This window comes from Pseudomonas sp. J452 (assembly GCF_024666525.1).
Classification (GTDB): domain Bacteria; phylum Pseudomonadota; class Gammaproteobacteria; order Pseudomonadales; family Pseudomonadaceae; genus Aquipseudomonas.
The window spans coordinates 4,812,241-4,832,655 of record NZ_CP088294.1 but is presented as its reverse complement, the minus strand read 5'-3'; the positions used below and the strand labels follow the sequence as shown (position 1 = coordinate 4,832,655).

At 63.1% G+C, this 20,415-nt stretch carries 19 protein-coding genes; 13 read left to right on the top strand and 6 right to left on the bottom strand.

The genetic code is table 11. The features are described 5' to 3' along the window. The first annotated feature begins 55 nt into the window (after positions 1-55). Both LRS11_RS22200 and LRS11_RS22195 read left to right on the top strand, forming a co-directional pair. Entirely contained in the window at positions 56-703 is a 648-nt protein-coding gene (locus LRS11_RS22200) for a methylamine utilization protein (RefSeq protein WP_260494976.1), read from the top strand. Continuing rightward, positions 700-3,051 carry a bifunctional diguanylate cyclase/phosphodiesterase gene (locus LRS11_RS22195; RefSeq protein ID WP_260494975.1) on the top strand — a complete coding sequence of 784 codons (2,352 nt, stop codon included), beginning with the start codon at positions 700-702 and terminating at the stop codon, positions 3,049-3,051. Before LRS11_RS22200 ends, LRS11_RS22195 begins: the two co-directional genes overlap by 4 nt. A 137-nt stretch (positions 3,052-3,188) precedes the next feature. On the opposite strand, the gene LRS11_RS22190 is transcribed toward LRS11_RS22195, so the two are convergent. Then, positions 3,189-5,117 carry an ATP-dependent DNA helicase RecQ gene (locus tag LRS11_RS22190; RefSeq protein ID WP_260494974.1) on the bottom strand — a complete coding sequence of 643 codons (1,929 nt, stop codon included), beginning with the start codon at positions 5,115-5,117 and terminating at the stop codon, positions 3,189-3,191. Between the two features lie 164 nt (positions 5,118-5,281). On the opposite strand from LRS11_RS22190, the gene ppk2 reads away from it, so the two are divergent. Beyond that, on the top strand, positions 5,282-6,109 hold the full coding sequence (ppk2, locus tag LRS11_RS22185; RefSeq protein WP_260494973.1) for a polyphosphate kinase 2: 828 nt from the start codon (positions 5,282-5,284) through the stop codon (positions 6,107-6,109). 136 nt (positions 6,110-6,245) lie between these two features. On the opposite strand, the gene LRS11_RS22180 is transcribed toward ppk2, so the two are convergent. Together LRS11_RS22180 and upp are read right to left on the bottom strand one after the other, a co-directional pair. Then, entirely contained in the window at positions 6,246-7,511 is a 1,266-nt protein-coding gene (locus LRS11_RS22180; RefSeq protein ID WP_260494972.1) for a uracil-xanthine permease family protein, read from the bottom strand. A gap of 2 nt (positions 7,512-7,513) precedes the next feature. Further along, positions 7,514-8,152: a uracil phosphoribosyltransferase gene (gene upp, locus LRS11_RS22175; RefSeq protein WP_260494971.1), complete on the bottom strand. Its 639-nt coding sequence runs from the start codon at positions 8,150-8,152 to the stop codon at positions 7,514-7,516. A 273-nt stretch (positions 8,153-8,425) separates the two neighbouring features. Here upp and LRS11_RS22170 point away from each other — a divergent pair, with 273 nt between their 5' ends. Together LRS11_RS22170 and LRS11_RS22165 are read left to right on the top strand one after the other, a co-directional pair. After that, positions 8,426-8,983 (top strand): hypoxanthine-guanine phosphoribosyltransferase, encoded by a 558-nt coding sequence (locus LRS11_RS22170; RefSeq protein ID WP_182834195.1) that lies wholly within the window; start codon positions 8,426-8,428, stop codon positions 8,981-8,983. A 143-nt stretch (positions 8,984-9,126) separates the two neighbouring features. Further along, positions 9,127-9,600, top strand: coding sequence for a WbuC family cupin fold metalloprotein (locus LRS11_RS22165; RefSeq protein WP_260494970.1), 474 nt, complete (start codon positions 9,127-9,129; stop codon positions 9,598-9,600). 62 nt (positions 9,601-9,662) lie between these two features. On the opposite strand, the gene dauA is transcribed toward LRS11_RS22165, so the two are convergent. After that, positions 9,663-11,384, bottom strand: a complete 1,722-nt coding sequence (dauA, locus tag LRS11_RS22160) for a C4-dicarboxylic acid transporter DauA (RefSeq protein ID WP_260494969.1) — start codon at positions 11,382-11,384, stop codon at positions 9,663-9,665. Between the two features lie 146 nt (positions 11,385-11,530). Here dauA and LRS11_RS22155 point away from each other — a divergent pair, with 146 nt between their 5' ends. Together LRS11_RS22155 and mqo are read left to right on the top strand one after the other, a co-directional pair. Then, complete coding sequence (locus tag LRS11_RS22155) at positions 11,531-11,818, top strand: PA4642 family protein (RefSeq protein WP_260494968.1); 288 nt, start codon at positions 11,531-11,533, stop codon at positions 11,816-11,818. A gap of 391 nt (positions 11,819-12,209) precedes the next feature. Continuing rightward, on the top strand, positions 12,210-13,700 hold the full coding sequence (gene mqo, locus LRS11_RS22150) for a malate dehydrogenase (quinone) (protein ID WP_260494967.1): 1,491 nt from the start codon (positions 12,210-12,212) through the stop codon (positions 13,698-13,700). A 45-nt stretch (positions 13,701-13,745) separates the two neighbouring features. Here the strand turns inward: mqo and LRS11_RS22145 are convergent, their stop codons facing one another. Next, the gene (locus tag LRS11_RS22145; RefSeq protein ID WP_260494966.1) at positions 13,746-13,979 is read right to left on the bottom strand and encodes a hypothetical protein; all 234 of its coding nucleotides are present in this window, start codon (positions 13,977-13,979) and stop codon (positions 13,746-13,748) included. A gap of 167 nt (positions 13,980-14,146) precedes the next feature. Here LRS11_RS22145 and LRS11_RS22140 point away from each other — a divergent pair, with 167 nt between their 5' ends. Then, the gene (locus tag LRS11_RS22140) at positions 14,147-14,731 is read left to right on the top strand and encodes a YajG family lipoprotein (RefSeq protein WP_260494965.1); all 585 of its coding nucleotides are present in this window, start codon (positions 14,147-14,149) and stop codon (positions 14,729-14,731) included. A 57-nt stretch (positions 14,732-14,788) separates the two neighbouring features. Here the strand turns inward: LRS11_RS22140 and LRS11_RS22135 are convergent, their stop codons facing one another. Next, complete coding sequence (locus tag LRS11_RS22135; protein ID WP_260494964.1) at positions 14,789-15,001, bottom strand: hypothetical protein; 213 nt, start codon at positions 14,999-15,001, stop codon at positions 14,789-14,791. A 267-nt stretch (positions 15,002-15,268) separates the two neighbouring features. Between LRS11_RS22135 and LRS11_RS22130 the strand changes: the two genes are divergently transcribed. From LRS11_RS22130 to LRS11_RS22110, 5 genes are all read left to right on the top strand, one after another. Further along, a complete protein-coding gene (locus LRS11_RS22130; RefSeq protein WP_260494963.1) occupies positions 15,269-15,553 on the top strand; it encodes a hypothetical protein in 285 nt (94 codons plus the stop codon). A gap of 618 nt (positions 15,554-16,171) precedes the next feature. Next, complete coding sequence (locus LRS11_RS22125) at positions 16,172-16,999, top strand: outer membrane lipoprotein-sorting protein (protein ID WP_260494962.1); 828 nt, start codon at positions 16,172-16,174, stop codon at positions 16,997-16,999. Positions 17,000-17,016: 17 nt separating this feature from the next. Then, positions 17,017-18,387: a hypothetical protein gene (locus LRS11_RS22120; protein WP_260494961.1), complete on the top strand. Its 1,371-nt coding sequence runs from the start codon at positions 17,017-17,019 to the stop codon at positions 18,385-18,387. Then, the gene (locus tag LRS11_RS22115; protein WP_260494960.1) at positions 18,362-19,333 is read left to right on the top strand and encodes an ACP S-malonyltransferase; all 972 of its coding nucleotides are present in this window, start codon (positions 18,362-18,364) and stop codon (positions 19,331-19,333) included. The genes LRS11_RS22120 and LRS11_RS22115 overlap by 26 nt, the downstream gene beginning before the upstream one ends. Positions 19,334-19,364: 31 nt before the next feature. Beyond that, a complete protein-coding gene (locus tag LRS11_RS22110; RefSeq protein WP_260494959.1) occupies positions 19,365-20,414 on the top strand; it encodes a hypothetical protein in 1,050 nt (349 codons plus the stop codon). Position 20,415 lies beyond the last annotated feature (1 nt).

Genomic DNA, 20,415 nt, shown 5'->3' with positions numbered 1-20,415 from the left:
GCTACAGCCTGGCGCTGCCTTCCTATACTCAGCCCATCGACCGTTGGAGGTGGGCATGGGCAAGCTGGGTGTTGGGCTGCTGGCTGGACTGTTGTGGAGTGGCTGGCTGGCGGCGGCGAGCCTCGATATCCAGGTGACGGACAAGCACGGCGGGCCGCTGGCCGACGCCGTGTTGTGGATCGAGCCGGGGGCGGGGCAGGCGCCGGCAGCCGGCCTCAAGGTCAACCAGGAAAAACGCCAGTTCGTGCCCTATATCCTGGCCGTGCAGGCGGGCACCACGGTGAGCTTCCCCAACGCCGACCCGATCAACCACCACGTCTATTCCTTCTCCCCGGCCAAGCGCTTCGAGTTGCGCCTGCAGAAGCAGCAGGACCTGCCCCAGGACGTGCTATTCGACAAGCCCGGCCTGGTCACCCTCGGTTGCAATATCCACGACTGGATGCTCGGTTTCATCCTGGTGCTGGACAGCCCCTGGTTCGCCCAGACCGATGCCCAGGGCCAGGCGCGCATCGATTACCAGCCGGCCGCCGGGCAGCGCGTGCATGTCTGGCATCCGCGCATCGCCGACCCGGCCGAGCAGCAGGTGCGCACACTGGCGGCTGACGGCCCGTTGCTCTGGCGCCTGAGCGGTGAACTCAAACCGGACCCACGGCCCAAGGAACCGAGCAAGCGACCGCAGGGCAAGGGTGGTTACGCGCCATGAGCCTGCGCGGCAAGATCCTCGGCTTCTTCCTGCTCCTGCTGCTGGCGGTGATGGTGCTACTGCTGGCGCTGGTCTATCGCTCCACCTACAGCCACAGCCTGCAGCAGGTGCAGGCGCAGCTGGGCTCGGCGCATGGCGTGCTGGCCAATGAACTGCAGAGCCGGCGCCAGGCGCAGAGCGCGCTGGCCGAGCTGATTGCCAAGGACTTCACCTTGCTCGGCGAGATCGCCGATCTGGTCGCCAGCCCGCAGCAGGAGGCGCAGTCGCTGTCCGCCGCGCTGGAATCATTCGCCTCGCGCAGCCAGGCCAGCTTCGCCCTGGTGCTGGCACCCGAGGGCCAGGTGTTGGCCGGCACCAGCGCCGAACTGGTGCCCGGTGCGCGTCTGCCCTGGAACGACCTGCTGGCCCTGGACGAGCCCGACAGTGCCGAGCGCCTGGTGGTGCTGGATGGCCGCGTGCTGCACGTCAACTTGACACCTATTTTCGCCCCGCGGCCCAACTTGATGGGCTGGCTGCTGATGGCCTTCGAGCTGGACGACGCGGCGGCCGCGCACCTGGCCGAACTCAGCGGGGCCGACGTGGCCCTGCTGGACGGCGCGCCCGGCGCCTACCGGGTGCTGGCCAGCAACCTCGACGGGCTGTCGCGCGCCGAATTGGCGAGCCTGCAGGTGCCGGATACAGCGGGGGTGTTCCACTTCCAGTTGCAGCAGCGCGAACAGGTGGCTCTGCGCGCGCCCCTGACCGAAACCGGTGGGCCGTTGCAGGTGCTGCTGATGCGTTCGCTGTCTGCCGAACTGGCCCACTACCAGCCGCTGCAGTGGCAACTGGCGGCCATCTTTGCCATTGCCCTGCTGTTCGCTGGCCTCGGCGCGCTGTGGATCGCCAATACCGTCAGCCGGCCGCTGGCGCAGATGGTGGAGAACGTGCGGCGCATCGCCGGTGGCGATTACCAGGCCAGCGTGGCTACCCGTGCCAGCGGCGAGGTCGGCCTGCTGGCCCGTGAGTTCGTCGCCATGCAGCAGGGCATCGCCGAGCGCGAGCAGACCATCAGCTTCCTCGCCTACCGCGATCCGCTGACCCAGCTGGCCAACCGCAACCGTTTCGTCGCCGAGCTGCAGCTGGCCCTGGCCGACTGCCCGGCAGGCGAGGGCGTGGCCGTGCTGCTGATGGACCTGGACAACTTCAAGGATCTCAACGACACCCTCGGCCACGAGGCCGGCGACCAGTTACTGTGCCTGCTCGCCCGGCGCCTGCAGGAGCTGCTGCGCGCTGGCGAGCAACTGGCGCGCCTGGGCGGTGACGAATTCGCCCTGCTGATCCCGCACTGCCACCCCGGCAGCGTGATCCCCGCCGCCGAGCACTACCGCAGCGCCCTGCAGCAGCCGTTTGCTGTGCGCGGCATCAGCATGACCCTGAATGCCACCCTCGGCATCGCCCTGCACCCGGACCACGGCGAGAGCGCCGGCAGCCTGCTGCAGCACGCCGAGGTGGCCATGTACCTGGGCAAGGCGCAGCGCTCGCCTTACGCCCTCTACCGCCCGGAGCTGGACCGCCACAGCCTGGTGCGCCTGGCTCTGATGAGCGAGCTGAAAGGCGCCGTGGAGCAGGGCCAGCTGAGCCTGTATTTCCAGCCCAAGCTGAATATCCGCCAGCGCTGCCTGATGGGCGTGGAGTGCCTGGTGCGCTGGATTCATCCGGTGCATGGCTTTGTTCCGCCGGACGAGTTCATTCCCCTGGCCGAGCAGACCGGCAACGTCTGCGCGCTGACCCGCTGGGTGGTGCGCACGGCTCTGGCGCAGAGCCGTGCCTGGCAGGAGCAGGGCCTGGCGCTGAAAACCGCGGTCAACGTCTCCGCCCTCGACCTGGCCGACCCTGGTTTCGCCGGCTTTATCGCCAGCGAGTTGGCTGCGCAGGGCGTGCCGCCGGGCAGTCTGGTGGTGGAAATCACCGAAAGCGCGGTGATGGCCGACCCCGAGCAGGCGCTGGGCCAGTTGCAGCAGCTGTGCGAACTGGGCGTGCGCCTGTCGATCGACGACTACGGCACCGGCTACTCGAGCATGGCCCAGCTCAAGCGCCTGCCGGTGCACGAGCTGAAGATCGACAAATCCTTCGTCCAGGACCTGTTGAGCAACCCGGACGACGACATCATCGTCCGTTCCACCGTCGAGCTGGGCCACAACATGGGCCTCAAGGTGGTGGCCGAAGGGGTGGAAACCGACGCCGTGCTGCAGCGCCTCGACCAGCTCGGCTGCGATATCGCCCAGGGCTACCTGCTGAGCAAACCGCTGGCGCCGGCGGCCTTTGCCGAGTGGCTGGTGCAGACCCATTGGGGGCTGCCGCGCTGCTAGTGACTGGCCCGCAACGCCTGAGCGCGGGAGCGCAGAGCCGCACCGGAAATTCCTGTAGGAGCCAGCTTGCTGGCGATCAGCGCGAATAGGGGCAACTCGATCGCCAGCAAGCTGGCTCCTACAGGGCAAAGCAGAGCCTAGGCCTGCTGTTCGGCCCAGCTGCGCACCTCGGCATAGGGGTAGTCTTCCAGCGCGGCAAAGCCGGGAATCTGCCGGGCCTTGAGCTTGGTGAAGAGCGGCACGCTGATACCGCAGAGAAAGCGCGTCAGGCATTCGGCGCTGGGCTCGCAGCCTTTGGCTTCCCGATGGCGCTGGCTGAAGGCGCCGCCCAGGGCCTGGAAGTCCTGCCCGGCCAGCGGGCGTAGCGCCGGTGGCGGCGGCAGCTGGGCGACCTGGCCGTGGCACACCGAGCAGTGGCCGCAGCGTTGCGGCGCCTGGGCGTCGCCGAAGTAGGCGGCCAGGCGCTGGCTCAGGCACTGGTCGCTGGCGAACAGCTCGAGCATGGCCTGGATACGGGCGATCTCGCTGGCTTCCTGTTGGCGGAAGTAGGCGTGCAGCTCCTCACTCAGCTGTTGCGGGTCGAAGCGCGAATCGAGCAGAGCGTAGACCTCGGTCATCTGCTTGCTTTCCAGCTCGATCCAGCCTTTTTCCTGGAAGAAGTCCAGGGCCTTGACCACCCGCCCGCGCTCGGCCTGGTGCTGGTTGTACAGGGTGTCGAAGTCCACCGTGCACCAGGTGCGTGCGCGGCTGGACGTGGCGATGATCGCCTCGACGAACTGCCGCCGCTCGCCTTCGAACTTGCCCAGCAGTGCCTCTGGTTCGACCAGGTACTTGAAGCGGTACTCGGCAAAATAGGCATAACGCGGGGCGATGATGCCGCGCAGCTCCAGCTGCACCAGCAGGGTCTTCAGCGGCAGCTGGCGGATATTGCTCTGCTCGGAGAGCTGGTTGAGCATCAGCTCCCATTCGCCGTTCTGGCTGCTGCCGAGCAGTTCGTCGAGCACGCAGCGGATGCCGGCCAGCTCTGGCGTGTCGCCGTAGACGAAGTTCTCCAGCACGTTGAGGCTGTCGCGGTTGGCCAGTACCAGGCAGTCGGACGGCTGGCCGTCGCGCCCGGCGCGGCCGATCTCCTGGCTGTAGTTCTCGGTGGATTTCGGCAGGTCGAAATGCACCACGTTGCGGATGTCGGCCTTGTCGATGCCCATGCCGAAGGCGATGGTGGCGACGATGCAGTTGATCCGCCCATCCATGAACTGCCGCTGGATCGCTTCGCGGGTCTCGTGCGGCATGCCGGCGTGGTAGGCGCTGGCGGGAAAGCCGCGCTGGCTGAGTTGCTCGGCCACCTGTTCGGCGGTCTTCTGCTGGGTGACGTAGACGATACTCGGCTGGCCGGCCTTGGCGCCCAGCCATTCGACCAGGCGAAGCGGCTTGTCGCGCCCGGCCACCGGCTCCACCAGCAGGTTGAGGTTGGCCCGGTAGAATCCGGTGGTGACCACATCGTCTGCGGCAATCGCAAACTTCTTCTGCATGTCGGCGATCACCGGCGGTGTGGCCGTGGCGGTGAGCAGTAGTACCTGGGGAATGCCGAACTGGCGCTGGTAGTCGGGCAGTTTGAGGTAGTCGGGGCGGAAGTTGTGTCCCCACTCGGAGATGCAGTGCGCCTCGTCGACCACCAGCAGGGAGATCGGCACCTGGCCGATGAAGTGGCGAAAGCGCTCGTTCTTCAGGCGCTCGACCGAGATCATCAGGATCTTCAGCTCGCCGGATTTGGCGCGAGCCATGGTCGCGGCCGTCTGCTCGCGGCTTTGCGCCGAATCGATGCTGGCGGCGCTGATGCCGCGGGCATGCAGGAAGGCCAACTGGTCCTGCATCAGTGCCAGCAGCGGCGACACCACCAGGGTCAGGTGCGGCAGGTGCAGGGCCGGCAACTGGTAGCACAGCGACTTGCCCGAGCCGGTGGGGAAGATCGCCGCCGCCGAGCGACCGGCCAGCACGGCGTTGACCACGCGATCCTGGCCAGGGCGCAGCTGGGAAAAACCGAAGACGCGGGAAAGGGTGTCGAGCATGGGCTGTCGTCCGCTGGCAGCAGTGGGGGGCTGACCATAGCGCGCGCTGCCATGTGGCGCCAGCAGCGCGGGGGCACACTGCTATGTTATTGATCCAGCACATGGAAGGCTGGTGCCAGACGATCTAGGCTGGTGCTGGGTTATCAATAATGACGGAATCAGACATGAGCAAGCACAAGAGCAAGCAAGGAAAAGCCGAAGCCGCTGCCGATACTGCAGGCGCAAAGCTGTCGCGCAAGGAGTACGAGCAGCAGTTGCATGACTTGCATGTCGAACTGGTGAAGTTGCAGCAATGGGTGGTGGCCACCGGCGCCAAGGTCGCGGTGGTGTTCGAGGGCCGCGATGGCGCGGGCAAGGGCGGCACCATCAAGGCGCTGACCGAGCGGGTCAGTCCGCGCATCTTCCGCGTGGTGGCACTGCCGGCGCCGACCGAGCGGGAAAAGAGCCAGATGTATGTGCAGCGTTACGTCCAGCACATGCCGGCGGCCGGTGAAGTGGTGATCTTCGACCGCAGCTGGTACAACCGCGCCGGCGTCGAGCGGGTGATGGGCTTCTGCACCGAGGTGCAGCTAGAAAAGTTTCTCGAAGGTGCACCGATGTTCGAACGCAACATGGTCGACTCGGGGATCATCCTGCTCAAGTACTGGCTGGAGGTCAGCCCCGAGGAGCAGGAACGGCGCTTGCGCGCGCGCATCGAGGACGGGCGCAAGACTTGGAAGCTGACCGCGATGGACATCAAGTCCTACAATCGCTGGGACGCCTATACCGAGGCCCGCGACAAGATGTTCGAGACCACCGATACGCCTTGGGCACCCTGGTTCGTCGCCCGTTCCGAGGACAAGAAGCGCGTGCGCCTGAACCTGATCAGCCACCTGCTGCAGCAGATTCCCTACGAGGAAATCCCGCAGCCCAAGGTCAAGCTGCCCAAGCGCAAGATCGGCTCTTACAAGGCGGCCAATTACCCCTTCAAGTACATCGCCGAGCCGTTCTGAGACAGGGCCCGGTTGCCGCAGTGAAACGTAGGGCGCGTGCAACCCGCGTTGCCGGCTTTGCACGTTGCTCCCGCCTTCGGCGAACCGCATGAAAAAAAGCCCCGCAGATGCGGGGCTGATTGTTTTAGCGGGCGGCTCAGATTTCCGGGTCCAGCGGCGGGTGCTTGTGCCAGGCGCTGCCGCCCGGCAGTACCAGGTTCAGCAGCAAGGCGCTGATGGCGCACAGGGAAATGCCGGACAGGGCGAAGTCGCCGTTGCCGATGACCATGCCGCCGATGCCGAACACCAGGGTCACCGAGACGATGATCAGGTTGCGCGCCTCGGACAGGTCGACCTGGTGACGGATCAGGGTGTTCAGGCCGACCACGGCGATCGAGCCGAACAGCAGGCAGAGAATGCCGCCCATCACCGGTACCGGAATGCTCTGCAGCGCCGCGCCGAACTTGCCGATGAAGGCCAGGGCGATGGCGAACACGGCTGCCCAGGTCATGATCTTCGGGTTGAAGCTCTTGGTCAGCATCACCGCGCCGGTGACTTCGGCATAGGTGGTGTTGGGCGGGCCGCCGAACACGCCGGCCGCCGAGGTGGCCAGGCCGTCGCCGAGCAGGGTGCGGTGCAGGCCGGGCTGCTTGATAAAGTTCTTGCCGGTCACGCTGCCAATCGCCACGACCCCGCCGATGTGTTCGATGGCGGGTGCCAGGGCCACCGGCACCATGTAGAGGATGGCACCCCAGTGCAGCTCGGGCGTGACGAAGGCCGGAAGTGCCAGCCAGGGCGCGGCGGCGATACCGCTGCTGTCGATCACGCCGAAGAAGGCGGCCAGTACACAGCCGACGACGATGCCGGCGATGATCGGCACCAGGCGCAGCAGGCCACGGCCGAGCACGGCCACCAGCAGGGTGGTGATCAGTGCCGGCATGGAAATCAGCATGGCGGTTTCGTACGGCACCAGTTGCGCGCTGCCGTCACCGGCCTTGCCCATGGCCATGTTCACCGCTACCGGCGACAGGGCCAGGCCGATGGAGATGATCACCGGGGCGATCACCACCGGCGGTAGCAGGCGGTCAATGAAACCAGCGCCTTTGACCCGCACCAAAGCGCTGAGCAGGATGTAGACCAGGCCGGAGGCGACCACGCCACCGAGCACGGCAGGCAGGCCGAACTCACCCTTGGCGGCGAGAATCGGCGCGATGAAGGCGAAGCTGGAGGCCAGGAACACCGGCACCTGGCGCCCGGTAACCAGTTGGAACAGCAGGGTGCCGATGCCGGCGGTGAACAGCGCCACGTTGGGGTCCATGCCGGTGATCAGCGGCATCAGCACCAGGGCGCCGAAGGCGACGAAGAGCATCTGTGCGCCGGAAATCACCTGGCGCCAGAGTGGATCGTTGAATTCATCCTGCATATTCAGGCGTCCTTCTGCTTGGTGCCGAAGATCTTGTCGCCGGCATCGCCGAGGCCGGGAATGATGTAGCCGTGCTCGTTGAGGCACTGGTCGATCGAGGCGGTGAAGATCATCACGTCCGGATGGGCGTCGTTGACCACCTTGATCCCTTCCGGCGCGGCGACCAGGACCATGGCGCGGATTTCCTTGCAGCCGGCTTTTTTCAGCAGGTCGATGGTGGCGACCAGGGAGCCGCCGGTGGCCAGCATCGGGTCGATGATCAGCGCCAGGCGCTCGTCTATCTCCGGGGCGAGTTTTTCCAGGTAGGTGTGCGCTTGCAGGGTTTCCTCGTTGCGCGCCACGCCGACGGCGCTGACCTTGGCCCCGGGGATCAGGCTGAGCACCCCTTCGAGCATGCCGATACCGGCGCGCAGGATCGGCACCACGGTGATCTTCTTGCCGGCAATCTTCTCCACCTGCACGGTGCCGGCCCAACCCTGGATCTCGCAGTCTTCCAGGGGCAGGTCGTTGGTCGCCTCGTAGGTGAGCAGGGCGCCCACTTCCTGGGCCAGTTCGCGAAAGTTCTTCGTGCTGATATCGGCGCGGCGCATCAGGCCGAGCTTGTGGCGGATCAGTGGGTGGCGGATCTCGCGGATGGGCATGCAGGGTCTCCGGGAAGGGCGGCTGAAATACTGTCTAGAGTAAAGCACTGGTCATGCCAGCTGGACGATGCGCAGTTTACTGAGTGACTTGAGTAAGTGGTCAGAAAATATCCGCCCAGACTTGCCCTGCTGCTTCAGTCTGAGTACCTTTGCCGACCATTTTTTATGACCTACCATCCCTGGCGGGCCCCCTTCGGGCCGTCGCTACGCGACGTTAACAATTGCTCCCGGCAATTGTTTAACCAGCCTATTTCCTCGCTTCCGGAGAAGACCATGTCTGCCGACCTCGCCCACATCCGCCAAATCATGGCCGAAGCCGATTGCCTGTACACCGATGCGCAAGTGGAAGCGGCCATCGATAAAGTCGCTGCGGTGATCAATGGTGAGCTGGCCGAGAGTAATCCGGTGGTGTTCTGCGTGATGAATGGCGGCCTGATCTTCGCCGGCAAGCTGCTGCCCAAGCTGGGCTTCCCGCTGGAGCTGTCGTACCTGCACGCCACCCGCTACCGCAGCGAAACCACTGGCGGCGAGCTGTTCTGGAAGGCCAAGCCGGAAATCTCCTTTATTGACCGCGAAGTGCTGATCATCGACGACATCCTCGACGAGGGGCACACCCTCTCGGCGATCATCGACTTCTGCAAGCATGCCGGCGCGAGCCAGGTGCACACCGCGGTGCTGATCGACAAGATCCACGACCGCAAGGCGCGCCCGGACCTCAAGGCCGATTACGTCGGACTGCCCTGCGAAGACCGCTTCATCTTCGGCTACGGCATGGACTACAAGGGTTACTGGCGCAATGCCGCCGGTATCTACGCGGTCAAAGGCCTCTGATCCCGCATAGGATCTGCTGCGCGTCGGCCATGCTGCGTTAGAAGCGCGCTCGGACTGCTCATTTACACTCAGTAAACTCCGCGTCCTCGCGCACTTCTGCCTTGCCTGGCTCTAGCTCGCGAGATCCTAAGCAGGATCAAGTTATGAGTAAGACGACTTTTCTCGACCGTGACCTGTTCGCCGCGCTGACCGCCAGGGCGGCGCAGAGCCCGCGCCAGCGCAGCCACCACAACCTGCATGAGATGGCCGAGCCTTGCCACCGCCTGGCGGTTGGGCTGCAGCCGGATACCTATATCCCGCCCCATCGCCATCTGGCGGCCGACAAGGCCGAGACCCTGCTGGTGCTGCAGGGGCGACTCGGCCTGCTGCTATTTGGCGAGAGCGGCGAGTTGCAGGAAACCCGATTGCTTGAAGCGGGCGGCGACTGCCTGGGGGTTGATCTGCCGCCGGGGCAATTTCATGCCCTGGTGGTGCTGGCGGCAGATAGCGTGTTGTTCGAATGCAAGGCCGGCCCCTACCGCCCGCTGGTTGAAGACGAGCAGGCGGCCTGGGCGCCGCGCGAAGGCGAGGCCGGCGTGGCCGAGTACCTGGCCTGGATGCGCACGCAGTTCGTCTGACCCTTCCGTAGCCCGGATGCAATCCGGGAAGCCGGCAACTCCGCTCCCGGATTGCATCCGGGCTACGGATTACCCGCTTGCTCCAGCCAGCTCAGCGCCTTGGCCCGTGCCTGGGGCAGGTCACGCATATAGGCCAGCCGGCCATTCTCACGCTGCACCCCGGCCCGCCGCAGTTTCAGGCGCAGGCGTGGCGCCACGCCGACCAGTACCAGGCCGATATCCTGTTTGCGGTAGTCGCGCAGCACGTTGTCCAGGGCGGCCAGGGCGGTCATGTCCAGCAGCGGCACCGCGCTCATGTCGACGATCACCACCCGCACTTCCGGATTGAAGCGGCGCAGCACGCTCAGGGCCTTCTCCGCCGCGCCGAAGAACAGCGGGCCGCGGATGCTGTAGGCCAGCACCTGGGGCGGCAGCTCGCCGAGACTCTGCAGCTGGTGCCCCGGCAGCACGGCGGTATCGGTCAGCTCGCTCATGCGCTTGATGAAGATGCCGGTGGCCAGCAGCAGGCCGACCCCGACCGCCAGGACCATGTCGAACAGCACGGTGAGCAACAGGCAGGTGAGCAGCACCAGTACGTCGCTGCGCGGGGCGATACGCAGGGTGTGCAGCACATGGCCTGGCTCGCTCATGTTCCACGCCACCACCAGCAGCAGGGCGGCCAGTGCGGACATCGGCAGGTAGCTGAACAGGGGCGCCAGGAACAGCATGGCCAGCAGCACCACGCCGGCATGGATGATCGCCGCTAGCGGCGAAAAGGCGCCGGCGCGCACGTTGGCGGCACTGCGGGCGATGGCGGCGGTGGCGGTGATGCCGCCGAACAGCGGGGCGAGCAGATTGCCCAGGCCCTGGCCGATCAGCTCGGCATTCGGATCGTGCTTGCTGCCGGTCATGCCATCGGCGACCACCGCGCACAGCAATGACTCGATGGCGCCGAGCATGGCGATGGCGAAGGCCGGGGCCAACAACTGGCGGATCAGCTCGAAGGACAGCAGCAAGGGTTTGCCATCTGCCCCCGGTAATTGCCAGGGCCAGGCGAATTCAGGCAGGAAGGGTGGGATGCCGGGATGACTGACGCCGTCCACGGTATAGCTGAAGCGCTCGCCGAGGGTCGCCACCGGCAGGCCGAGCGATTCCAGCAGCAGCGCGAGCAGGGCGCCGACAGCCAGGGCGACCAGGTGGCCCGGCACCTTGGGCAGCAGTTTCGGCCACAGCAGCAGGGTGGCCAGGCTGGCGCTGGCGATCAGTACGTCACCGGGGTGGAAGTCCGGCAGGGCCTGGCCGATCAGCTGCAGGTGCTCGACCACATGCTGTGGCGCACCGGCCAGGCGCAGGCCGAGCAGGTCCTTGATCTGCAGCACGGCAATCACGATGCCGATGCCGGCGGTGAAGCCGAGCGTCACCGGGTAGGGCACGAACTCGATCAGCTTGCCGGCGCGTCCCAGCCCCAGGGCAATCAGGATCAGCCCGGCCAGCAGGGTGCACAGCAACAGGCCGCCGAGGCCGTATTGCTGGGTGATGGGCAGCAGAATCACCACGAAGGCCGCGGTTGGTCCGGAGATATTGAAACGCGAGCCGCCGGTCAGGGCGATCAGCGGAGCGGAGATCAGGACGGTGTACAGGCCATGTTGCGGCGGTACGCCGACGGCAATCGCCAGGGCCATGGCCAGGGGAATGGCGATGATGCCGACGGTCAGGCCGGCGCTGAGGTCGCCGCGCAGGGCCTGTAGCGAGTAACCGGCACGCCAGGCCTGACGCCAGGCGGCAAACAGCTGGGGGAGAGGCATCGCAGGCTCCATGTCGACTGGCGGCAGTATAAAGGCTTGCGCTTCGTGTGGGTTTGCTCTGCGCTGGATCATTTAGTCGCGTTGAGCGCACTGGCGGGCAAGGGTAAACTGCCGGCCCCGTGATGGTCGCCGAGCTGGAGTGCGTGATGCGTAAAGACAAGAAACAGGTGATTGGCGAAGAAATCAGCGAAGACTCGATCAAGCTGTTCCTCGCGGTTGAACCGGCCGATGCCACGCCGCCGTCCCTGCACAAGCTGGTCAAGGCCTACCGTGGCCTGCGTATCGACGATTTCGAGCGTTTCCTCGGCTTTTTCAAGGACGCCGGTTACGACCTGAATGCCCAGGATGCCCAGGGCCATGACTTCGTCGCCCTGATCCAGGATCAGCGCCTGGCCGAGCCTTATATCGAGGCGATCAAGGCCGCACGCGGCTGATTCGGCCAATAAACAGGATCGACGGATGTTATCGGCGCAATTTTTGCGTCTGAAAATGCGTCATTAATGGTATTGTGCGCGCCGTAAAATCCGCCCGGCAAAGGTCGGCTTGCGCCTGTTCGGCAGGCGCGCGCTGCAGTCCAGCCTTGAGCGCTTGCAGGCTCGGCGGGCGAAAGCGGTGGTGTTGCGGAGTTTGAGCGCATGGGCTGCCCACAGGTGGCGCATGCCAATGAGAGGTGGTGAGGAATCGGGTCAGGCCGAGTCAACGGCCCCTGATGATCGCCGCTACGATATTCCAGGCACCTGTCTGGCTGTCAGTGATTAGTGGTTGATGCGCGGCTCAAAAGGCCGATGCCATCAATTTGGTACTGCAGATCTTGGAGAAGCGTTAATGACGCAAGTCAATCACGAAACTGTGGATGTGCTGCTGGTTGGCGCCGGCATCATGAGCGCCACCCTGGCGGTGTTGCTCAAGGAGCTCGACCCCGGCCTCAAGCTGGAAATCGCCGAGCTGCGCTCTTCTGGTGCGATCGAGAGTTCCAACCCGTGGAACAACGCCGGTACCGGTCACGCCGGCCTCTGTGAGCTGAACTATACCCCGCAGGCGGCGGATGGTTCGGTCGATATCAAGAAGGCCGTGCAGATCAACACCCAGTTCGAAGTCTCCAAGCAGTTCTGGTCCTATCTGTGTGGCAAGAGCAGCTTCGGCTCGCCGCGCAACTTCATCAACCCGGTACCGCACCTGAGCTTCGTGCGTGGCGAGAAGGACGTCGGCTTCCTCAAGACCCGGCACGCCGCACTGAGCCAGCACCATGCCTTCGAAGGCATGGAATACAGCGAAGACAAGGCCGCCATGGCCGAGTGGATGCCGCTGATGATGCAGGGCCGCGATGCCAGCGAGTGCATCGCTGCGACCCGTTCGCTGAACGGTACCGACGTCAACTTCGGTGCGCTGACCAATCAGCTGCTGCAGCACCTGGCCAGCCAGGTCGACGTCAACGTCAGCTACAACCAGAAAGTTACCGGTCTCAAGCGCACTAGCCAGGGCTGGTCGGTCGAGATCAAGAACAGCAAGACCGGCGAGCAGCGTGAAGTAACGACCAAGTTCGTCTTCCTCGGCGCCGGTGGCGGCGCGCTGCCGCTCCTGCAACTGTCCGGCATTCCGGAAGGCAAGGGCTTCGGCGGCTTCCCGGTGAGTGGCCAGTGGCTGCGTTGCGACAACCCGGAAGTGGTCAAGCTGCACCAGGCCAAGGTCTACAGCCAGGCCGAAGTCGGCGCGCCGCCGATGTCGGTGCCGCACCTCGACACCCGTGTGGTGGATGGCAAAACTTCGCTGCTGTTCGGCCCCTATGCCGGCTTCACCACCAAGTTCCTCAAGTACGGTTCGTTCCTCGACCTGCCGCTGTCGGTACGCCCGAGCAACATCGGCCCGATGCTGGCCGTGGCCCGCGACAACATGGACCTGACCCGCTACCTGATCAAGGAAGTGTTGCAGTCCCAGGACCAGCGCCTGGATGCCCTGCGCAAGTTCTATCCACAGGTCAAAGCCGAGGACTGGAGCCTGGAAGTGGCCGGTCAGCGCGTGCAGATCATCAAGAAAGACCCGAAGAAGGGCGGCATCCTGCAGTTCGGTACCGAGCTGGTATCGGCCGAGGATGGCACCATCGCCGCCCTGCTGGGCGCTTCGCCGGGCGCTTCGGTGACCGTGTCGATCATGCTCAACCTGATCGAGCGTTGCTTCGCCGAACAGGCCAAGAGCGACGCCTGGGCGAGCAAGCTCAAGGAAATCTTCCCGGCCCGCGAAGCGGTGCTGGAGGAGAATGCCGAGCTGTACCGCGAAGTCAGTGCGCAGACGGCAGATCGCCTGCAGCTGAATGCTTAAAGAGTCTGATGCACGATAAAAAAACCGCCTCTCGGGGCGGTTTTTTTATGCAGCTACCATCGCTCTCGGGCGGCTGAATTGTTGTCGGGGCAGAACAATCTCCCCGACTGGCAGCTCCTGGCCCAACCAGCAGATGCGCACTTCCTTGATTTGTACCCAGCCTGGCGCGCTGGGCATCACAGTGCTCTCGCGCAAGGCCCGGCAGCGACCGTCGCTATCCAGCAGGGCATAGCAGTGCATCTTGCGGCGCGGGCTGAGCAGGCTCCACAAACTCATCATCAGGCTGTCCTCTTGGTTGGCCCGCTCCTTATCCCATGGTCGGGTGACAGGGGCATGACAGGAACCCGCGTGACGCTGGCGTGGTCAGAAAAACCAGCTGTCAGCCCAGAATCCTGCTGGGTATACTGCCGGCCATTTTCCGCAACCCCCTTCTGGAGAGATCAAGCATGATGAACCGTGCGCTGCTCGGCCTGATCGCCCTGTTCAGCCTGGCCCTGGTCGGCTGTGCCCACAGCCCGCAGCAACTCAAACCGCAACCGCGCCTCAACGCGGCCCTGGTCGCCGTGGGCCAGGGGCAGCCGGTGGTGGTGCGGGTTGCCGATGGACGTGCCTCGCCGAACCTCGGCACCCGTGGCGGCCTGTATCCGGAAACCAGCGCGATCAGTGTGCAGGGCCCGGACATCCTGCCGCGCCTGCAGGCCGAGGCCGAGGCCGCCGTGCGCCTGCTTGGCTTCACTCCGAGCGCCAATGCCTACAACGCACCGCAGCTGACCCTGACCCTGGCCGACCTCAAGTACCAGTCGCCGAAAGAAGGTCTGTACGTCACCGAGGCCGATATCAGCGCCACCTTCCGTGTCGATGTGCAGAACAGCAGCCGTCGCTACAGCGGCCGCTACGGCGCCTCGCTGAACCAGCGCTTCGGCATGGCGCCGAACCAGGAAACCAACACCAAGCTGGTTGGCGATGTGCTCAGCGATGCGCTGACTCGCGCCTTCAAGGACCCGACCATCGGTCAGTTGCTGGCTCAGTAAGTCTTTGCAGTATGAAAAAACCCGGCTCAGGCCGGGTTTTTTCATATCGGGCCCGCATCAGGCCGCTTCGTGGTACAGCTCGGGCAGGCTGATGCCGGTCTGCTCATCGATATCCGGCAGATCGTAGTGCTCGTGGCCGCCCAAGGCGCAATAGGCCAGCCAATGGTGATCCTGCACGTTGATAGACAGCTCATCGACCAGTCGGATGGTTTCGATATCGTCCAGCGAATCGATCAAGTAATCACGATCCTGCGGTTGCGCCGTGAACATGCTGCGAGTCTCCCTAGTCTGGTTGTTGCCAATATGGCTGCGAGTCAGCCAGGCAAGGCGCAAACATAGTTGACCAACATGACGCTCATCAGATCGATTGGTAATGGGCCAAGTGCTAGACGCTACTTCGTCGGAAACGACAGCCATGCGTGCAGGGCTTCGGTAGAATCCGCCCCCGTATTTTGCCCGCCAGCTTATTTGCCTGGCTGCCATTCCTTTCGTTGCCCCGGCGCTGTGTGCCGAGGTCGCCTGAAGCAGAGGTTGCTGATGTCGCTGCAGGTTTTCTGGTCGCTGTTGTTCAATCACCCGGCCCAAGTGGTCAACAGCCTGGCCCTGTTTTTCGCCGTTGCGGGGGCCTGGCTGCTACTGGCCACGCGCTTTCGCGAGCAGCGTGCGGTGGCGGGCCTGGTTGCCGGTAGCCAGGTTGAACTGAGTGATGAGGCTTCGCTGCTGCACGAGCCAACTCGGCGCCTGAATCGCTTCTTCTATGCCTTTGCCGGCATCACGCTGCTGGCAGCCTTGCTGTTGTCCTGGTTCAGCACCGGGCTCTGATCGCTGCAGCGCAGCAAGTGCCCGTTCTGTGCGGGCAGCTGCTCTTTGGCCCGGTTTCTGCTGAGTTGCCTGTGGTAACTCATGCCGCAGAAACGGCCACTCATCCTTTTTTCATGCCGCCCACTCAGTCCCGGGTTATCCGACATTTTTCCGCTCCACCTGGCTGGTCAGCTGCTGGGTGGCGAAATCGCTCGCGAGATAAAGTGCACTAATCATGCTTGCAGCATGGCTCAATGCGCCTGGCCTGGCCCCCTCTAGAACAGCTGCTGTGGTGGTTAAATCGGCTCTTATTCGTGACTGTCTGGTCACAAGAATGTCGGCTATTTAAGTGCCCTAAATTTAATAGCTGTGACATTTGCATGAAAATGGTCGCTGTTCTTTTGATCGATTTAAATTGAGTTTTCAGTTCATTTGGTGACCGCTTTAATGTGCGCTGGTTCGTACTCGGCGAGTCCTCGGGAAAGGCGCCGTGTTGACAGCGGCGCAAATATAAAAATAGGATGCGCCAGCGTTTTCCGCTTAATAAAACGACTCCATGGAAGTAGTGAGTCGTTAATAAAAATAATAATTTCTGCAATATTTAGGCTGCCGTTCTAATTGGTAGTGCAGGGGAAAGGGATGCAAGCGTCTGTTATTTCTATTCTATTGGCACTTGGGCTGTTTGCTATTTCGCCGAATAGTGCGGCGGTTTCTGAAGCCGTACCCGTAGATAACTCCGTTGTTTCCTCTGTAGCCACCGAAGAATCCTCTCCGGCTGTCGCGATTATTCGTCGCGCCGACCGTATTCGAGCGCCTGCCGAACCCTTTCGTTATGCGTTGACCCTGGTCGAAATGAAAGGCGAGCAAGAAGTTTCCCGGCAAAGTCTCGACGTCGCCATGCGCTTTTATAAGCCCACTGCCGAGCAAGCCGGTGATGCGCGCGCCTTGGTGCGCTTTGTTGATCCGCCAACTGAGCGTGGCAAGTCGTTGTTATCGATCTTCGATAAACTTTGGTATTACGAACCTAAGTTGCGCCGGCCGATTCCTATTTCCCGTCAGCAGCGTCTGGTTGGGCAGGTTTCAAATGGCGATGTGGTCGCCACTGACTTCGATCTTTCCTATATTGCGACAGTCGCCGCTACGGAAGACTGTGACGGGCGCCCGTGCTACCGCCTGGAGTTGCAGCGCCGTTGGCCGCATGTGACCTATCCGAAGATCAGTTACTGGGTTGATGTGGAAACTTCCCGGCCGTTCAAGGCGGAGTTTCTCTCGACCGGCGATAAGGTGCTGAAACGGGCCTGGTACAAGGATTACAAATTGGCCCTTGGTGAGTATCGGCCGCACGAGATATACATCGAGGACAGCCTGAAGAAAGAGCAGTACACGCGCATGCTGTATTCCGATGTGCGCCTCGAAGAAGTTCCAGAAGCCTACTTCCAGAAAGAATACTTGCTGCGCTTGCGCTAATTGAAGTTGGTGTCCTGATGATGCGCAAATGGATTTTGCTGGCGCTCGGTGCGGGCGTTGGAATGCAGGTCTGGCCTGCGCAGGCCGTGGATTGCAGTGCGGGTGGGTATTCCGGGGTAGAGGCGGGGCAGGCGCAGGTGCGTGATGCCAAGCTCAATCCGCAGGGCGATTTCAGTAAGGATCAGCGCCACTCCGCGTTGTACAGCGAGCTGAACGTCGACTGTGCGGTGGATACCACGAAGTTACATGTGAATGTCTATGGCGAGCGCATGCAGAATGATGGTGAAAGCGGTAGCGCGCAAGACAATGATGGCTATGACAATCACGGTTTTATCCGTGAAGCCTATTGGTCATTAAGTCCGCATGAATCACTGTTTGTGGATGTTGGGAAAAAAGATATTCGCAACGGCCAGTTCTTCTTTGTTAGTCCGTTGGATTTTTTGCAGAGCCCGGGAAATTACTCATCGCGGGGTGTAATCAATGCCATGGGCGTTTCCTGGCGTGATAGCTATCGCGAAGGTTCGGTAGCGCTACAGGCATCATGGTTCAATCAATATGGCACGGTCGAATTGGCCGCCATTCCGCAGTTGGCGAATGAGTCGAGTAAAGCGCGGGTTGCCGAGTGGACGACGCTGCAGCGCACCAATGGCGAAGAGCGTTATTACGCGGCCTATACCTCGTCGTTATTTGAGGATTTCAATCCGCGGTTTGTGCTGTTAGGTGGTGAAAGTTTCGCTGCCGGTCTCGGCACCAGCGGTTTCTTGACGGATGACTGGATTCTGAATGTGGAACTGGCGGCGCGTGATCGCAGTGATATTCGCGAAACTAGTTCCGCGGCCCTAGCCAAGTTGCAGTCTTGGCAATTGCCGAGTGCCGATGAGGTTTTCGTTGAGCAGCAACGTGATGTGTTTACCCAGTTTGCTGCGGGTTTGCGCTATGCCACGGAGAATAACCTGGCCATTTCCGTGGAGTATCTGTTTCAGGATCAGGGGCTGGATGACAGCAACTGGGATGATTACTTCGACTTCCTCGACGTGACGGAACAGGCCTATCGCTTCAGTGGTGCCGAGGTGTTTCGGGATTATCAATTGTTGTTTGCCCAAGAAACCGATAACACGGTACGTCGTGATCTGATGCTGGGCCGTCAATATTTGATGGCGCATGTCCAGCGCGATCAGGCGGAGTTGCAACGGCTGTCGTGGGAAACTTCGACTATCTACAACCTTGAAGATCAAAGTTATGCGTTGAATCTGCACCTGTCTTCGCAACTTAGCCGGCACTTTGAAGTGTATGTCGGCGGCGGTTATCTGGGTGGGCGGGAGCGCAGTGAATTTGGTCGATTGGGAACCAGTGGGGTGGGATATGCAGGCGTACGAGCAATCTGGTAACGACACGCACGGCTGTGCCCTGCTGTTTCCTGGGCAGGGTACTCAGCACATCGGCATGGGTAGCGATGTCTGCGATCAGTCGCCGCTTACCGCGCGTGTCTGGGACTGTGCCAGTGATATCGCCGGCTTCGATGTACGCCGACTGTGCCTGAAAGGGCCGCTGCCCAAGCTGGACAAGACCCAGTACCAGCAGGTGGCCGTGACCACGGTGAACATCGCCTGCCTCGAAGCGCTGCGCGCCAAAGGGCCGGTGGGCGAGTCTTGCGTGGCGGGTCACAGCGTCGGTGAGTTCTCGGCGCTGTATGCCGCCGGCGTGCTGAGCCTGGAAGACGTGTTCCGTGGTGTTGCCGCCCGTGGCCGGATCATGCAGGCCCTGGCCGAACAGACCGAAGGCGCGATGTATGCGATCAAGGGCATTGACCGCGATGGCATCGCCGAGCTGATCGCCCTGCACGAGCTGGCCGACCGTATCACCGTGGCCAACGACAACTCGCCCCGCCAGCAGGTGATTTCCGGTTGCAAGCTGGCGCTCAAGGAGCTGCTGCCGGTGCTGCTGCGCGAAGGCTTCGAGCAGGTTCGCCTGCCGGTCAACGGCGCTTGGCACAGCAGCCTGATGCGTCCGGGCGCCGAAGACTTCCAGGCGGTAATCGACAGCCTCAGTTTCGCCGCGCCGCGGGTGCCGGTATTCGGCAATCAGGCGGCCGAGCGCCTGAGCAGCACCGAGCAGCTGCGTGCCGACCTGGTGACCAACCTGTACTCCACCGTGCGCTGGCGCGAAACCATGCACAGCCTGGCTGCCAGCGGTGTGCGCCTGTGTCTCGAAGTTGGGCCGAAGAAGGTGCTCAGTCGCCTGCTGCTGGATTTCCCGGCACTGCAAGAGCAGCTCAGCACCCGGCATGTCGCCGAGCTGATCACCGCGAAACCGGCTTCGGCCGTGACCGAGTAAGCAGCGGCGACTGCCCGGAGATTCCTGAACCATGCTTCCGACTTTTCAGCGACATCGTGGCCGTTACGCCGTGGCTCTGTGGTTCGGCCTCACCCTGCTGTGCCTGCTGCTGGCCTTTGCCCTGGTGCGCAACAGTGCCGAACTGGGGCTGCTGCAGTTGCTGCTGGCCGGTGGCGCGATTGCCGCCGGGGTGAGCTTTGGCGCCTTTCGCGATGCGCCGGGATACTGGATCTACAGCACCCTGGCACCGAAATTCATGATGTCCAGGGACGAGCTGAGTGCAGTGCGTAACCTGAAAATTACGCCAGTGCTGCGCTGGCTCAATCCGCTGCAGAGCCCGCTGGGCATGCCGGCCTTGCTGACGTTGTCGGTACTGCTGCTGTTGGTCGCGGGCCACAGCCTGTTTCCTGAGCAGCGTGGCGTGGTTGCCCTGGTGGTGATGGGTGGGCTGTTTCCGCTGTTGCTGTGCTGGCTGTTGCTGGGCAGTGCCCGCTACTTCCTGGTGCTGGCCAGCCCGGAAGGTGAAAACACCCTGCGCCAGGGGCTGAGCCGCCCGCGTCAGGCGGCGAGCTTCCGGCGGGAGGACCTGATTATCACCCTGGCCATCAACTGGGTACTGATCTGGCCCCTGCAGGACAAGCCGGAATTCAGTCTGGCGGCGGGCTACGGCACGCCCGAATTCATGGTCGCGGCGCTGCTACTGATCTGGATCGCCGGGTTCTTCACCTTGCTCGGCGCGCGCCGCTCGCGGTTGTTCTCGCGGGTCGGCGAGGGCCTTTCCAGCCTGTTCAGCGCCGCTGCTGTCTCGGCGCGGCCGGTGCGGCCATTGCTGCAGCGCCTGCTTGCCTACTACGGCGTATTGGCGCTGTGGACCCTGGGTTGCTGCCTGGTGCTCAGCCTGTTGCCGCTGGTCCTGCCATTCCCACTGTTCTGTCTGTTGCTGCTGCCGGCCCTCGGTTGGGTGTTCTGGCAGGAGCGCGGCTTGACCCTGCAGCGTGATGCCGAACAGGCCACGCAGTTCATCGATGAGCAGGCCGTGCAGCCAGTGGCGGTGCCGCGGCGCATGGCGGAGTTCAACTGAG

What these genes read in the sequence shown, in the direction of transcription:
- LRS11_RS22200 (WP_260494976.1), top strand. Translation starts at nt 56, where the DNA reads ATGGGCAAGCTGGGTGTTGGGCTGCTGGCTGGACTGTTGTGGAGTGGC.
- LRS11_RS22195 (WP_260494975.1), top strand. Translation starts at nt 700, where the DNA reads ATGAGCCTGCGCGGCAAGATCCTCGGCTTCTTCCTGCTCCTGCTGCTG.
- LRS11_RS22190 (WP_260494974.1), bottom strand. Translation starts at nt 5,117, where the DNA reads ATGCTCGACACCCTTTCCCGCGTCTTCGGTTTTTCCCAGCTGCGCCCT.
- ppk2 (WP_260494973.1), top strand. Translation starts at nt 5,282, where the DNA reads ATGAGCAAGCACAAGAGCAAGCAAGGAAAAGCCGAAGCCGCTGCCGAT.
- LRS11_RS22180 (WP_260494972.1), bottom strand. Translation starts at nt 7,511, where the DNA reads ATGCAGGATGAATTCAACGATCCACTCTGGCGCCAGGTGATTTCCGGC.
- upp (WP_260494971.1), bottom strand. Translation starts at nt 8,152, where the DNA reads ATGCCCATCCGCGAGATCCGCCACCCACTGATCCGCCACAAGCTCGGC.
- LRS11_RS22170 (WP_182834195.1), top strand. Translation starts at nt 8,426, where the DNA reads ATGTCTGCCGACCTCGCCCACATCCGCCAAATCATGGCCGAAGCCGAT.
- LRS11_RS22165 (WP_260494970.1), top strand. Translation starts at nt 9,127, where the DNA reads ATGAGTAAGACGACTTTTCTCGACCGTGACCTGTTCGCCGCGCTGACC.
- dauA (WP_260494969.1), bottom strand. Translation starts at nt 11,384, where the DNA reads ATGCCTCTCCCCCAGCTGTTTGCCGCCTGGCGTCAGGCCTGGCGTGCC.
- LRS11_RS22155 (WP_260494968.1), top strand. Translation starts at nt 11,531, where the DNA reads ATGCGTAAAGACAAGAAACAGGTGATTGGCGAAGAAATCAGCGAAGAC.
- mqo (WP_260494967.1), top strand. Translation starts at nt 12,210, where the DNA reads ATGACGCAAGTCAATCACGAAACTGTGGATGTGCTGCTGGTTGGCGCC.
- LRS11_RS22145 (WP_260494966.1), bottom strand. Translation starts at nt 13,979, where the DNA reads ATGATGAGTTTGTGGAGCCTGCTCAGCCCGCGCCGCAAGATGCACTGC.
- LRS11_RS22140 (WP_260494965.1), top strand. Translation starts at nt 14,147, where the DNA reads ATGATGAACCGTGCGCTGCTCGGCCTGATCGCCCTGTTCAGCCTGGCC.
- LRS11_RS22135 (WP_260494964.1), bottom strand. Translation starts at nt 15,001, where the DNA reads ATGTTCACGGCGCAACCGCAGGATCGTGATTACTTGATCGATTCGCTG.
- LRS11_RS22130 (WP_260494963.1), top strand. Translation starts at nt 15,269, where the DNA reads ATGTCGCTGCAGGTTTTCTGGTCGCTGTTGTTCAATCACCCGGCCCAA.
- LRS11_RS22125 (WP_260494962.1), top strand. Translation starts at nt 16,172, where the DNA reads ATGCAAGCGTCTGTTATTTCTATTCTATTGGCACTTGGGCTGTTTGCT.
- LRS11_RS22120 (WP_260494961.1), top strand. Translation starts at nt 17,017, where the DNA reads ATGATGCGCAAATGGATTTTGCTGGCGCTCGGTGCGGGCGTTGGAATG.
- LRS11_RS22115 (WP_260494960.1), top strand. Translation starts at nt 18,362, where the DNA reads ATGCAGGCGTACGAGCAATCTGGTAACGACACGCACGGCTGTGCCCTG.
- LRS11_RS22110 (WP_260494959.1), top strand. Translation starts at nt 19,365, where the DNA reads ATGCTTCCGACTTTTCAGCGACATCGTGGCCGTTACGCCGTGGCTCTG.